Here is a 14,662-nt window from a genome sequence, read left to right on the forward strand (position 1 = left end):
ATTATATTAGTTGAAACTAACTTTATTAGACGTAATAATTTATATTCTTTTTTGTCAAGTAAAAAATGATTTTTTTATTCAATTCAATATATTTTGCTATACTTTTGCCTGTCTTTTGTTGAAAGCTAATAGTATTTTTTATATATATCGCTATAGCTGCCGGGAATTGATTGTGATGTATAACGAACGGTATGAACTACGTATAATACTCTTACTTATTGAATTTCAATCATTATCAGCGTAACATCATCTTCAAGAAATGAAGCATCTCCAATAAATTGTATTAATTCTGAATAAATTTTTTCAATTGCTTCTTTACTTGGATATATGTTTGTAGCAGTTATAACACTTATTAATCGCTCTATCCCAAACATTTCCTTATTACAGTTAATGGCCTCAATAATGCCATCTGTATAAATAAAAACTCTGTCACCGGGAGATACTGAAATATTAATTGTTTCAAATGTATTGTCGGTCTTTAATCCTAATGCTTTGCCTTTGGGAACATATTCTTTGACATTGCCATCATTTTTCTGAATGATAACTGATGGATGCCCTGCACGTGCAAGGCGGATGAACTTTTCGTAGCGATTAATATATAAGCAGGCAGCTGTTACAAATGTCTGAGGGAGCATATTGCATATATTTACGTTGAGGCTTTTAAGTAGCAATCCTGGATCAACCGATAACATGTGAAACATCTTGAAGAGTATATTTATCATTGAAGCTATCATGGCTGCAGGTATTCCATGGCCAACTACATCTGCACAAAATATTATAACGCCATCCTTTAACTTAAATATGTTATATATATCTCCACCTATCCGCAAAGCTGGCTGAAATTTTACTGCTATATCAAGTCCTTTAATGTCAGGTATTGTTGAAGGGAGCAATTGACTCTGAATTGCACGAGCAATCTCAAGTTCTTTTTCAAGAAAAGCCAATCGCTTTATATCTTCAAGTAATTGCTGCAATTGGAAATTAAGCTGTTTAGACTGGCGCAATGCTGTGATAAAAATATTTACCAGGTATATTGCGATAATAAAAAGCAGAAAAGGCAAACCATATACATATAATACAATATTTGATGGAATTATTTTAAATCCAAAAGCAAGTACATCATGTAGCCCCAGCAATACCATGGGAGCTATCCCAACAAAAATAAGTAATCCAGCTTTTTTACGCTGTAGCAACTGCAGGCCTGACGCTATGAACAAATCAATCATAAATAAAAGAGACACAATAAGTGAAATATTCCGTATAAATAGTATGTTGCTGCGACTATTCTGAAAAATTAGCGCACATGTCAAAACAACAGGAATAATAATGTAGATGATTGTAATCCATTTTTTATTTCTTCCCACATGGTGCCGGTAAAAGAGGTTCAAAAATGCAGGAAAGAAAAGTAGCCCTGGTTGGGATACCTTCAATACTGTATTGGATGAATATGTCAAATTGGGATATAGATTTTCAAAAAAATGTAGTAGTTGCGGAAATGCAACTGTTATACATGATAGCCCAAAGAAAAGATATTCCAAAGAATCCCTTTGATAATAAAACATCACTAAGAAGAGAATAGCCAGTGTAAGCATAATAAAGAACAACGCCTGCATCAAATGAATACGCATAAAATTAATATAATCGTACAATGCTTTACCAGAGCTATCGCCTACTAAACGTATGGGAGCGTGTATCCAGAATTCAGCATCATAGTATATTCGTATGCTTATCAGATTTTTCCCTTTCTTCAGAACATCCCCAGGGATAGTATAATGTCTAAATTGATTCCATGCTGATTTAAAGTGTGGGGGAAATCTTCCACACCTGCCTATCACAATGCCATTGCAATACGTTATATCTGCATTCATTACTTCCCCAATCTGGAGTGCAACGATATTGGTGGGTATGGTATCCATGACAAATTCTTTCTGAATCCATACATACCCACTTTCAGGTAATGTAATAGTTCTTGGCGAATTTTCATCTTTAAGGATAGCGGGAAGTGTAATTACGCAGGGCAGTGTAACTGAAATGCCATCATCATTGATTATATGTGCATTATCATCCGTGTCAGTTGTTGTCAGCTGCCATACGCCTTCAAGCAATTGAACCTCTTCAACATGCGGTCCACAGCCTGTCAGGGTTATAGCAATAAGAAACAGGATTAGTGTAACAGCTATTGGTTTCATATCGTGCACGTTTTTNAAAAGAGTATACCATCATATAATGTGAAAAAAGTCAAAAATTTTATTTTTATATATTACCAACAATAAAGCTTGACTCATCATGTTTGTATACTGTAGCATCGGGAATAGCATGAGCAAGTAGTAAACGTTATTGTATTCTGGTGCGATAGTTACTGTATAAAGAGCTATCGCCAAATAAGGGTAAACAATCATGAGAATAAAAGATTTCATGCAGCTTACGTTTAAAGAATACGAAGGTAATCCGATAATAGCTCCTCCCTTCCCTTCGCCAATAATTGCTGACCCAACATTTGTACCACCTAATCAATCACCAGATGGCCGATGGCATTTATTTGCACATTCTTTGATGGGAATTCATCACTTTATTTCAGAAGACGGCCTTTATTATGTGAAGCGATCAGGAGCAATACGTAATGCAATGCGTCCCTACATTTTTTATGAAAACAATACGTATTACCTGTATTACGAAAAAATTAAACCGTTTATTTTATGGTATTCATGGCTCCCTCATAGATGGTATTCGTACATTGCAATGCGTACATCAAAAGATTTGCAAACATGGAGTGATGAAAAAACTATTCTAACACCATCACTCAGCTGGCACAGCAATCAATACGGACACTCCATAAGCAATCCATGCATTGTTAACCATAAACAATCATATTTTCTTTATTACAGCGCTGCGTTAACCTACATTCATGATTGCGGCTTTAACGAACCATTGTATATAGGGCTGGCTAAAGCTTACAGCCCCACAGGACCTTTTGAAAGCCTTCCGCAACCAATCATGGAACCATCAAAATATAATCGTTGGTGCAATATTGGGTGTGGTTCGTTTAAAGTTGTAACAATGGACGATGGCTTTATTGGATTGCAAAATGGGATTTACTGGGATTACACCATTAATCATTCCGGTTCAGCTATTTTGCTTTATTCATCAAAAGATGGAATACATTTTACACCGATTTCAAATGAGCCATTACTTAAACCCGATATACAACAAGGTTCTTTTAAAAGAAGTCATGTATATGCTTTTGATATAAAACAGGTTAACAGCAATTGGTATTTGTATTTTAATGCCCGCAATAATTGGCACTGGACTAAAGGGAAAGAACATATTGGATTGCTCATAGGAAGTAAAAAGTCTTAAATACCGCCACCCTGTTCAAATAGCATTTCCATTGGCTTTTGCTGTACCACATGTGTGCCTGGTGGTACACTTTCGGTAAGCCATACATTACCACCTATAACTGATCCTTTCCCTATTGTTACCCTGCCCAGAATAGTAGCACCTGAATATATAATAACATCATCTTCTACAATAGGATGACGGGGTATACCTTTGATTGGATTTCCGTTTTCATCAAGTGGGAAACTCTTTGCGCCCAGTGTGACTCCCTGATAAATGCGTACATTATTGCCAATGATTGTTGTTTCACCAATAACAACTCCTGTACCATGATCTATGAAAAAATTTTCACCTATAGTTGCACCCGGATGAATATCAATACCTGTTTTTGAATGTGCCATTTCAGTAATAATTCGGGGTATCAGCGGTACATCCAGCACATACAGTGCATGTGCTATTCGGTAATGTATCATTGCAGTGATACTTGGATAACAGAATATTGTTTCACCATGGCTTTTGGCTGCTGGATCGCCTTCATAGGCCGCCTGAACATCTAACGCAAGCATGCGCCGTATTTCGGGCAGCATATCCAGAAACTGGAACATTATTCTTCGTGAACGATGCTCACACTCAATGCAATCCATTGTTTGGCCTTCCGCACACGAAAAGCAATAACCTCGTTTGATCTGTTCGGTAAGTTTACGGGCAATGCTGTCAATAGCAGACCCAATGTAATACTGCATATTATGTGGGGTAATTTCGGAATTGCCAAAATATCCCGGGAACAGAACAAGTTTGCATTCCTCCACAATTTCAGCCAACTGAGGAATAGAAGGCATTGGGACATCATGATTGGTGCGGTGGTATACTTTTTTATACGATTCGGGCTGGCATAATGTTTTTACCACATTTTCCAGATGTTTCTGGTAATCACCATTTTCCGATATATCTTTTAACATACCATACACCGCTACATGTAATAATACCACTATGGTAGTAATTATACCGCAAGTAAAATAGTTAATCAAGGATAATTAACCATTACCTAATACTATCGTATAATATTTTCAATTACTTGCTCTTTAATTTTCTTTGTGTATTCTGAATAATCAAATGCATTTGGATCAATGATATACTGTATAATAAGTCCCTGAACAAAAGCCACAATCATTGTTGCGGTATAATCCACATCTACATCCTTAAATACTTTTTTATCAATTCCCTCACGAATTATTTTGGCACATTCAGCACGATAGCTTTGATATAGCTTGATATTGGCTTTACGCATACGTTCGTTATGATTTATCTGTGTCCAGAAATCTATCAACACATGAAAATATTCCTTTTCGTGTTCAACCAGATGGAATGCTTCATCCATAAACAGTATAAGTTTTTCTTTTGGATCATCAGTATGTTCCAATGCTTTGGCAAGATAAAAGCTTAAGTTTTCATTCATTACACGCAGAACTGATACCAATAAATCATCTTTATTTTTAAAATAATAATGCACCAGGCCTGTAGATAAGCCCGCCTCCCTAGCTATATCACGTATTGTAAAGTTATAATACCCTTTTCTACTCACTACCTTATATGCAGCACGTGTTAATTGATTTCTTCGCACCTCAATAATATTTACATTTTTTTTCTTCATACTAATTTAACCTTTCTAATATTTATGAATAGTTATTAACAATGGCTGTTTTTTTTATTACGGCATCAGTGCATTTTTAATAAAATCCATTATGCCTTTTACAATCCGCTCATCATCAGTCAACGCATCCTGACCTATAAAAAGCTTTAATCGTTCCTTAAAATATTCTGAAGTATACGAAAATTGCGTCAATACCAAAATATTATCAATACACAGGGAAGCAACGTTGATATCCACATCCTGTCGCACAATTCCAGCTTTTTTAGCTTCTTCTAACTCATGACGGTAAAACTCAATAGTGATATATTCTATAGTTCGTGATAACCGAGGAGTTAGATGTGACAATCCTTCTGATGTTATATCCAGATACACCTGATGAATTTCAGGGTACTCTCGTGCAAACTTTTGAGCAGCCCTTACAAGCTCTTCTATTTTTTCATAGAAATTTTTGTTTTCTAAACTAACTGAACCCAACACCTTTTCCAATAATTTATATGCTTCATTAACTACAGTAAGCAGGAGATCTTCTTTGCTTTCAAAATAATTGTACATTGAGCCAATACTAATACCAGCTTTTTTGGCAATAATATTGATATTAGCACCTTTAAAACCATTTTTTGCAAATTCCTGAGTTGCTATCTTGATAATACGTTCACGTTTTTCAGCTGAAATTTTTTCAAATGTGTCTTTATGAGGTTTTCTGGTAGTTGTAATCATTATAAGTCTCCAACAACATTTTTTTTAATTGCTAGGGCACAATTCGTAATATTTAATTAATTCGTCAACCAATTTAACAAAATAAATTGTTTTATCTATTTTGGCAAGAAAATTATTATAATCAAATTAATCTATCTATACATTATCATCTATAGTACATGCATTATTATAAACTTTTCAAAATCACCTTTATAGTTTAGCCCTTTCCAATAACAAATTTGGCTCACTTGTATTTTCATAATTATAAATGTTCTCGATTCTTGTTGCAAGTACAAGCAATTTATAACTCTGTGCTATTTTTAATACTATCAAACCATTCATCCCAGCTAAAATAAATTCTACCATTTATCCTTGAATGAGAGAAAGGCAATATTTGAAAACATTTGTTTAAGAAAAATTTTTTTACCTTATTGTCGTTGCCCTGTAAAAAGTAATATAAGAAAAGTTGCACTGGTTTGATGAAGAATATACTTAATTTGTCCTTTTTATAGTTCACACGGACAATTGAAATATAACATGTTAAAATTGCCCGTATTATCCTGGTAATTATTCCACTATACTCCATCACCAGTTCTATTGCATATTATAATATACACAGGTGGTATAAGCTCAACCAAATAAACTCTTTATAAAATCCAGCATACAATTCTTCATCATATCATTGCACTGCAATTGTTGTACAATTGTTTTTGCTTTGTGAACATGTTCAGCAATCAGTTGTTGAATTTCTTCTGTTGCGCCACTCTTTTTTATATATTCTTTTATTGCCAGAATATCATTCTCGCTTTTTTGCTTTTTTTTGAAAAACTCCGTAAACCGGGTTTTATCGGTATTGTTCAATAGTTCCAATGTCTTTTGTAAAAGAACTGTATATTTACCTTCTTCAATATCCGAAATTGATGATTTCCCTGTATCCTGTTCATCACCAAATACACCAATAATATCATCGCGCATCTGAAAAGCAAAGCCTATTGCGTATCCCGCATCTGCCAGCTTTTGAAGTTCATTTGTATCTTCTTGTCCTGTTAGTATATATCCCAGCCGCAATGGCCCTGAAACTGTATAATGCGCTGTTTTCATTGCTGCTATTGTATGTGGGATATCATCGTTTGTAATATTGCGTGGATTTGCCCATAATATATCCAGCATTTGTCCCAGTGCAGTTCGTTCATAGATTATGGCAAATTCATGTAAAAACACGGGAATTAGTGAGGATTTTAATAATGAAATCATTTCCACTGCATTGCTCATGAGTACATCTGCAATAGCTATTGCCACCCATTGTCCAATATTTTCATTGTACCTGTTATAGGAGCTATCGCACACTTTATGAAATGCCGGTTTACCCCGCCGCAATACTGCCCCATCTATTATATCATCCTGTATTAATAAAAATGCATGCATACACTCAAGCGAGGCTGCTACAGGAATAAGAGTATTTATTGCTGAGCTATCGCCACCATAACCTATGTATGATAAAATGAGCAACAATGGACGTATACGCTTGCCATCTCGTGTGCAATACTCGTTAAGGAGGTTATATGCCAGCTTCACATCGGGATTTTGTGCCGACAACTCCTTTTTAAAATAGAATGCTTGTATGTATTCATTAATGGCAGGGACATACGCTTTTTAAAATTCAGTAAATGTCATGTATTCATTTTTTTTTGACATAGCAATTCCATTTGATAGATTGGTTTATGATTGTCAAATAAGTTTAAGTATTTGCTTACAGTATATTAGCACTATTATATTTATTATATTTAATAATATATTGATAATTACCAGCACAACCTTGTTATTTTAGGATACCACACTATGTTAGCCAAGCGAATTATTCCGTGTTTAGATGTTAAAGACGGACGTGTTGTCAAAGGCGTAAATTTTGTTAACCTTCAAGATGCAGGTGACCCTGTTCACAATGGAATGTTTTATGACCAACAAGGAGCAGATGAACTGGTCTTTCTTGACATTACCGCTTCAAGTGACAGACGCGCCATTATTTTAAAAATGGTGAAAGATGTTGCAGAAACTGTAAATATTCCTTTTACTGTTGGCGGAGGTATCCGAACCGTTGATGACGTAAGAATGATTTTGGAAAATGGTGCTGATAAGGTGTCTATCAATACACAGGCAGTGCAGCAACCCCAACTTATTACCGAATGTGCAAAGCGTTTTGGCTCACAATGTATTGTTGTAGCTATCGATGCAAAAAAAGAAAATGGTAGCTGGAATGTGTATCTACACGGTGGTAGAACCCGCACTGATGTAGATGCAATACAATGGGCAAAAAAGGTTCAAGATTTAGGTGCCGGCGAAATTTTACTCACCAGCATGGACCGTGATGGAACAAGACTTGGCTATGATCTGGAACTTACACAGAGAGTTGCAGATGCTGTATGTATTCCTGTGATAGCATCAGGCGGTGTTGGTACATTAGAACATTTATATGAGGGTTTTGCTATTGGAAAAGCTGACGCGGTATTGGCTGCTTCTATTTTTCATTATCGCGAATATAGTATCAAAGAAGCCAAGGAATATCTTGCAAAACGCGGGATTCACATCCGTCCTGTTTAATTATCCTGAACTTAGGAGAAAATATAAAACACCAATAATTATACCAAATAATATAATAAGTATTGCCATCATTAGATAATTGGGCTTTGCTTCTTCTTCCTGCGGCTGAATTGTAGCAGCATATGCCGGGTCAAGCGCAACCTTGATATTTTCCTCTTCTTCATCTATGTCAACAACAATTCCTTTAGCAATGAGTCCATACACTTTATAGCCTTTTTGTGGAATATATTTCACATACGTTATGCGTGCAGGCACTGGTTTGAATGTTTCATTTTCATACGCCTTCAATGCCTGTGCAACTTTTACTGCTTGTGGGTTTGTATCAATAATTGATACCATTACTCTGTCGCCAGGAGATAATTTTGATATATGTTTCCCTTTTATGGGTGAGAGTATCAAAGCAGATTTAATTATAAGCTTTACACCATCTACTCCTACCTGAGGTGTATACTCTGCCTCGGATGGAACAACCTGTTCTTCAGCTTTTTTAGCTGGTTGCCCCTCTACTATTTCGCTTTTTAATTTGGGTATAGTAATTGAATGCAATTCCATAGCCAGTGATGAAATCGGCTGGTATAAAACCAATGTATCGACCCTTTTTAAAGCAAGTGTTTCCTGTATGAGTTTTCTGAAAAGATTATCAATAGCTATCTCATTTTTTGATTCAATATTGCGAGATAGCTCATTGAGCAGTATTACATCAAGGCTTTTAACAAGCTTATCACGAAATGTTTTTGCCAGTACCTGATCATAGTCACCCTTTTGCATCAACTCGGCTATCTCTTTTTCAAATATCACCCAGTCCCACTCAGGATTTATGTTTTGTAATGTATATGATGGTGATAAAATTAGGGTTAGCCCTGATATAACCTTATATATGTGGTTAAAAAACAGTAAAAAAGCCCCAAACATTGTTGAAGAAGCAAAACGCACTTTTATTGCATATAAATCATTATAGTTGCCAGCTACCATCTGGCGGGCTTTTTCCATATCGCCGTGAGTATAGTGCAGGGCAATATTAATCTTTCTGGTTTGTTCAGAAAGATTCTGATATGCTTTATCATTTTCCCCCATTGCTGGTGCTACCTCTCATAAGTGTTATTTTTTTACTTTTTCTGCAGCACTGCCTTAACACGTTCCAGAATAGTCCCCCGTTGAATGGGCTTTAATATAAAATCAGCAGCCCCCATTTTTAATAAATCTGCCAATACACCTTTCGTTGTCTCATCACTGATAAATACTATCTTTGCTTTTGGTTTCTTTTGGCTCAACTCATACATCAATGCATATCCATCTAGCTTAGGCATATCCAAGTCAGTTGTAATGAGGTCAAGGTCTGCTGCAAGCGAGTCGTATAATTTCAATGCTTCCGCCCCATTTGCGGCTGCAGCTATAACTTCATAACCTTCCGATTCCAAAATTTGAATTATTTGTTTACGGTGAAATTCCTTATCCTCTATTACCATTACTTTATAGGGTATGCCGTTGGGCTTTATGCCATCAGGTTTTTTAGGATTAATTGCAGGAAAATCATGTGGACTCTTCATGTACAGTCACCCCATATTTACAAACTAAATTATCTTGTAGAAAAAAGTTTTAAATTTTAATTAACTCATATGCAGAATCACCTGCACCAATAGATGATGCATAGTCAAAAAGATAATTCCATTGCACAGGATATAATGCGGTTATATTATCCTTGGATGCATCCTTACCAGCTATACGTGAACCAGGCAATGGCATGGCCTTATTAATAAGGTCAACAGAGGCTTTGTCAATGGCAACAGGATCACTAGATGCAAATATACCAATATTAGGCACAATTGGCATATCATTCCAATAACAGCAATCGCATTCTGGTGACACATTCATAATAAAATTGAAAAAAGCAACCTTATTTTTTTTAAGTTCTCTGAACGCTTTCACATACTCTGCAGTGCGTTCAAACAATGCAGAAGCATCCGTTTTCCACACAACGGGTATTGCATTATATACACATATTACAGTACATTCACCACACCCAAAACACTTATTGCTATCGATAAATGCTTTTTTATTTTCATCAAATGAAATTGCAAATGCAGGGCAACGCTTTATACAGGCACCACATGATGTGCATAATGCCTGTTTAACCTTTGGCTTTAAATCTGAATGTAATGACTGTTTCATTGCAGGTGGAGCACAACCCATTGCTATGTTTTTTATTGCTCCACCAAATCCATATAGCTCATGACCTTTTACATGGCTTACCACAATTATTGCATCAGCATCATGGATAGCCGAAGCTATCTTAACACTTGAATACCATTTGCCGCTAGCAGGAATCTCTCTAAAATCATTGCCCCGTAATCCATCAGCAATAATAATAGGTGCTCCACACGAAAAAAGGGTGAAACCATTCATCTCAGCATTCTTACAATGATCAATGGCATTACTTCGCGAACCACGATACAACGTATTGGTATCGGTAATAAACGGGTTTGCTTTCAGGTCTTTAACGCAATCTACAAAAGCTCGTATTATCGCTGGTGGTAAATATGCAACATTGCCATATTCACCAAAGTGAGTTTTAACTGCCACAAAATCTTTTTCATTGATTATGGAACGAACCTCTAATTTATTAAATAATTTTTTGATTTTGCTTATTATATTTTCACGGCTGCTCATTTGTAGATCTGCAAAATATACCTTTGCCATAAAAAACCTCATTATTATTTTTCAATAATTATTTCTAATGCTGATAATTTGTCAATAATAGTTTTTATTACATAAATTAATAGCTCTTTTAAACAATCACTCAAACAATTATAAGGAACGATAGTTACTGTAAAATAAAATCTTGACATAATGTATTAATTTTCTTGCAATATTTATAGTAACATGCATAGTTTTACCATACTGCCATCCAGGAGATATTTATTTGGAAGGAATACAACAAAAAGCTCAATACTTTTGCAAGCCCGCAAATTATAAAGAAGCACTCAAAATGGGCCAGGATGTATATATCCAATTTTCACTTATGACTCCTGAAATTGAGTCAGTAATTATACGAATGCTCAGTGTTTATCTTGCTCAGCTTGACTTGCTTTACTTAAAGGATATGTTCATCAATATTATTAAGGAACTGGTCAATAACGCCATTAAAGCCAACGCCAAAAGGCTGTATTTCAAACAGAAAAATTTAGATATTAATAAAACCGAAGATTACCGGACAGGAATGGAAACATTCAAAGAGGATGTATTTGTTGAAAACCCTGAATTTCTTGAACAGTTAGGGCAATCAAATTTCATTGTAAGAGTATTTTTCTCAATTACCGGGGATACACATAAAATACATGTTATTAATAATGTGCCAATTATTACTGAAGAAATGAACAAAATTAATGCCCGTGTAAAAAAAGCTTATACCTATTCTGATATTTCTGATGCATTCGATGATATCCTTGATGATTCAGAAGGTGCGGGATTGGGATTAATAATTGCCCTCATGCTTATGAAGAATGCAGGCTTCCCCCCTGAAGCTTTTTCTATCTCAACTAACGGAAAGGTTACCAGTGCTTCAATAAATATTGACGAAAGCTTCAGAAATATGGACCTGAAGGTAAAGATGGCTCAGGAAATAATCAATGAGGTTGAATCATTGCCTTCTTTTCCACAAAATATACTTGAAATTCAAAGATTATGCGCAAATCCGGAATCCACAATTAAAGCAATTGCTGACAGCATTAAGCGTGACCCCGGGCTTGTTACTGCAATATTAAAATTAGCAAATTCAGCAGGATATATAACATCAAAGCGGGTTGAAACAATAGAGGAAGCAGTGAAAATTATAGGGACTAAGGGTATAAATACATTACTTGTTGCCAGCGGAGTACAAAAAATACTGGATTCCCGATATAAGAAGTTTGAAACTATATGGACCAATTCATATAAAACTGCTTTTTATGCACAATTCATAGCAATGAAATATCGCAAAGAAAGGCTATCAGAATTTGCATACCTGGCTTCACTGTTGGCTGATATTGGCCTAATGGTTCTTCTTTCCATTAAACCTGATGATATACAAAAGATACGAGATATTGTTGGATTAAAACAGCTGGAAAATATTTCCTTACTTGAAGAGATATCTCTGGGAGTTAGTCACAGTACATTAGGTAGCATGATTTGTCAAAAGTGGAAATTTAATGATGCATTAGTCAAAGCTATAGAATTTCACCATAGGCCTCATTTATCCCCACCACAATATCGAGATTTAATTTATATTGTGTATTTAGCGTATGTTTTCAGCAGTATTGAATCAAAAAATTTCAGATTTGAAATTACTGATGAAGACTGTCTTGACTATTTTAAACTCAATAATAAACATGACTTTGAACAACTACACGAGTTGACAAAAGCAAAATACGAAGAATATATTCAAACAAATCAACAACCAGCTACATAACACTTATTATTTGATTAAGGAGCTTATATGTACTTTCAAGATCTAATTGCTAATCTTAACAGCTATTGGGCCAAACAGGGATGTATAATAGTCCAAGGATATGACCTTGAAGTTGGTGCAGGTACATTTAATCCCGCAACCTTTTTGCGCGTTTTAGGCCCTGAACCATGGAATGTTGCATATGTGGAGCCTTCACGCCGTCCAACTGATGGGCGCTATGGTGATAATCCAAACAGATTACAGCACTATTATCAATATCAAGTAATAATGAAACCATCACCCCTTGATATACAGGATTTATATCTCAACTCTTTGCGAAATTTAGGCATCAAATTAGAAGAGCATGATGTGCGTTTTGTTGAAGATGACTGGGAATCCCCCACACTTGGTGCTTCAGGATTGGGATGGGAAGTATGGCTTGATGGCATGGAAATTACTCAGTTTACCTATTTCCAGCAATGTGGTAGTATAGAACTTGACCCAATACCCGTTGAAATAACCTATGGCCTTGAACGTATATGCATGTATATTCAGGGAGTTGAGAGTGTTTTTGACATACAATGGAATGAATCATTGACATACCGCGATGTACATCACAGAAGTGAGTTTGAATTTTCACATTATAATTTCAATATTGCTGATATAGATTTACACTTTAAACTCTTTGATCTTTACGAAAAGGAATGTTGTAAAATTCTGGATTATGAGCCAGTACAGCTGGTTCTTCCTGCTTATGATTATGTACTAAAATGTTCCCATGTATTTAACATCCTGGATGCTCGAGGGGCTATCTCTGTAACTGAACGCGTTGGTTATATAGCTCGGGTCAGGAATCTTGCACGTCGTTGTGCCGAGCGATATATCGCCATACGCCAATCAATGGGTTTTCCGCTTTGTAAAAATGCGCAACCTGAGAAAGTTTAATGGATTACTTTGCTAATCTAAAAAAATATCTGAATTCTTATGATCAATTCATTATTTCCACTCATGAAAGTCCCGATCCAGATGGGTTGGGTGCAGAAATCGCCTTTAAAGAACTTCTATTTAAAATAGGGAAAAAGGCAATAATTATAAATTCTGACCCAACGCCTTCAAAATTTAATTTTATAGACCCCGATAACGAAATAATTATTTTCAATGAAAATTTAAACATAAATAATTTAAATGATTATGCTGTGTTTGTGTTGGATACCAATGACTTTGATAATATAGGGAAAACATATCAGTATATTAAAAACTACATTAAAGATGTATTTATTATTGACCATCATGAAGGTGGTCAAGATAAAATGGATGCAAATTTCATTAAAGTTGAAGCTTCATCAACCTCTGAAATAATCGGCAATATCCTGCAGCATTTTGGCATTATCCCATCATTCAAAGCAGCTCAGGCTCTTTACGCGGGTATAGTTTTTGATACAGGTTGTTTTAAATATCCAAAAACATCACCAGTTACATTTGTATTAGCAGCTCAATTACTGTCCTTGGGAGTCAGACCATATGAAATATATCAACGTATTTATGAAAACAACTCGCTTGAAGTGTTTAGATTAAGAGCTTTAATGCTTGCTTCAATGGAAGTCCATTTTGGAGGGAAACTCATACTGATGAAGCTAACTCCAGATATGATAAAAGAAACTAATGCTCCATTTTCCGAAGGCGAAGTAAATATAAATCTACCGTTAACTGTAGAAGGTGTTGTGGCAAGTGTTCTTGTAAAGCAGGACATTGGCGGCCCTGTAAAAGTGAGTATGCGCACCAAAGGAGATTTAGATGTTGCAGAAATAGCAATTGCAAATGGAGGTGGTGGCCATAAAAATGCTGCTGGGTACAAATCTGTATATGATTTTGAAACAACACGATTAAAAGTTTTAGAAGAGATGTCGCGCTTTTTTAAATAGAGCTGCAAAGTTTTCACTTTACAATTATCTAAAAGC

At 35.4% G+C, this 14,662-nt stretch carries 13 protein-coding genes; 5 read left to right on the top strand and 8 right to left on the bottom strand.

The genetic code is table 11. The features are described from left to right. Positions 1 to 215: 215 nt before the first annotated feature. Positions 216 to 2,189: a SpoIIE family protein phosphatase gene (locus N3F66_02740; protein MCX8123063.1), complete on the bottom strand. Its 1,974-nt coding sequence runs from the start codon at positions 2,187 to 2,189 to the stop codon at positions 216 to 218. Between the two features lie 208 nt (positions 2,190 to 2,397). Here N3F66_02740 and N3F66_02745 point away from each other — a divergent pair, with 208 nt between their 5' ends. After that, positions 2,398 to 3,357 (top strand): family 43 glycosylhydrolase, encoded by a 960-nt coding sequence (locus tag N3F66_02745; GenBank protein MCX8123064.1) that lies wholly within the window; start codon positions 2,398 to 2,400, stop codon positions 3,355 to 3,357. On the opposite strand, the gene N3F66_02750 is transcribed toward N3F66_02745, so the two are convergent. From N3F66_02750 to N3F66_02765, 4 genes are all read right to left on the bottom strand, one after another. After that, positions 3,354 to 4,295 carry a serine acetyltransferase gene (locus tag N3F66_02750; GenBank protein ID MCX8123065.1) on the bottom strand — a complete coding sequence of 314 codons (942 nt, stop codon included), beginning with the start codon at positions 4,293 to 4,295 and terminating at the stop codon, positions 3,354 to 3,356. The two genes, N3F66_02745 and N3F66_02750, sit on opposite strands and share 4 nt — an antisense overlap. 92 nt (positions 4,296 to 4,387) lie before the next feature. Next, positions 4,388 to 4,987, bottom strand: a complete 600-nt coding sequence (locus N3F66_02755) for a TetR/AcrR family transcriptional regulator (protein ID MCX8123066.1) — start codon at positions 4,985 to 4,987, stop codon at positions 4,388 to 4,390. Between the two features lie 57 nt (positions 4,988 to 5,044). After that, positions 5,045 to 5,704, bottom strand: a complete 660-nt coding sequence (locus N3F66_02760; GenBank protein ID MCX8123067.1) for a TetR/AcrR family transcriptional regulator — start codon at positions 5,702 to 5,704, stop codon at positions 5,045 to 5,047. 609 nt (positions 5,705 to 6,313) lie between these two features. Beyond that, complete coding sequence (locus tag N3F66_02765; GenBank protein MCX8123068.1) at positions 6,314 to 7,279, bottom strand: polyprenyl synthetase family protein; 966 nt, start codon at positions 7,277 to 7,279, stop codon at positions 6,314 to 6,316. A 243-nt stretch (positions 7,280 to 7,522) separates the two neighbouring features. On the opposite strand from N3F66_02765, the gene hisF reads away from it, so the two are divergent. Continuing rightward, positions 7,523 to 8,281, top strand: coding sequence for an imidazole glycerol phosphate synthase subunit HisF (gene hisF / locus N3F66_02770; GenBank protein ID MCX8123069.1), 759 nt, complete (start codon positions 7,523 to 7,525; stop codon positions 8,279 to 8,281). Here hisF and N3F66_02775 read toward each other — a convergent pair whose 3' ends face one another. From N3F66_02775 to N3F66_02785, 3 genes are read right to left on the bottom strand one after another with little or no spacing between them, the layout of a single operon-like run. Beyond that, complete coding sequence (locus tag N3F66_02775) at positions 8,282 to 9,355, bottom strand: hypothetical protein (protein MCX8123070.1); 1,074 nt, start codon at positions 9,353 to 9,355, stop codon at positions 8,282 to 8,284. A gap of 32 nt (positions 9,356 to 9,387) precedes the next feature. Continuing rightward, the gene (locus N3F66_02780) at positions 9,388 to 9,828 is read right to left on the bottom strand and encodes a response regulator (protein ID MCX8123071.1); all 441 of its coding nucleotides are present in this window, start codon (positions 9,826 to 9,828) and stop codon (positions 9,388 to 9,390) included. A 49-nt stretch (positions 9,829 to 9,877) separates the two neighbouring features. Continuing rightward, on the bottom strand, positions 9,878 to 10,978 hold the full coding sequence (locus N3F66_02785; protein MCX8123072.1) for a DUF362 domain-containing protein: 1,101 nt from the start codon (positions 10,976 to 10,978) through the stop codon (positions 9,878 to 9,880). Positions 10,979 to 11,201: 223 nt separating this feature from the next. On the opposite strand from N3F66_02785, the gene N3F66_02790 reads away from it, so the two are divergent. The 3 genes from N3F66_02790 to N3F66_02800 are packed head-to-tail and all read left to right on the top strand — an operon-like array spanning position 11,202 to position 14,626. Then, a complete protein-coding gene (locus N3F66_02790; protein MCX8123073.1) occupies positions 11,202 to 12,725 on the top strand; it encodes an HDOD domain-containing protein in 1,524 nt (507 codons plus the stop codon). Positions 12,726 to 12,752: 27 nt separating this feature from the next. Then, positions 12,753 to 13,649 (top strand): glycine--tRNA ligase subunit alpha, encoded by an 897-nt coding sequence (gene glyQ / locus N3F66_02795; GenBank protein ID MCX8123074.1) that lies wholly within the window; start codon positions 12,753 to 12,755, stop codon positions 13,647 to 13,649. Beyond that, entirely contained in the window at positions 13,649 to 14,626 is a 978-nt protein-coding gene (locus N3F66_02800; protein MCX8123075.1) for a bifunctional oligoribonuclease/PAP phosphatase NrnA, read from the top strand. The genes glyQ and N3F66_02800 overlap by 1 nt, the downstream gene beginning before the upstream one ends. The last annotated feature ends 36 nt before the right edge of the window (positions 14,627 to 14,662 follow it).

The organism is Spirochaetota bacterium (assembly GCA_026414805.1).
Lineage (GTDB): Bacteria > Spirochaetota > UBA4802 > UBA4802 > UB4802 > UBA4802.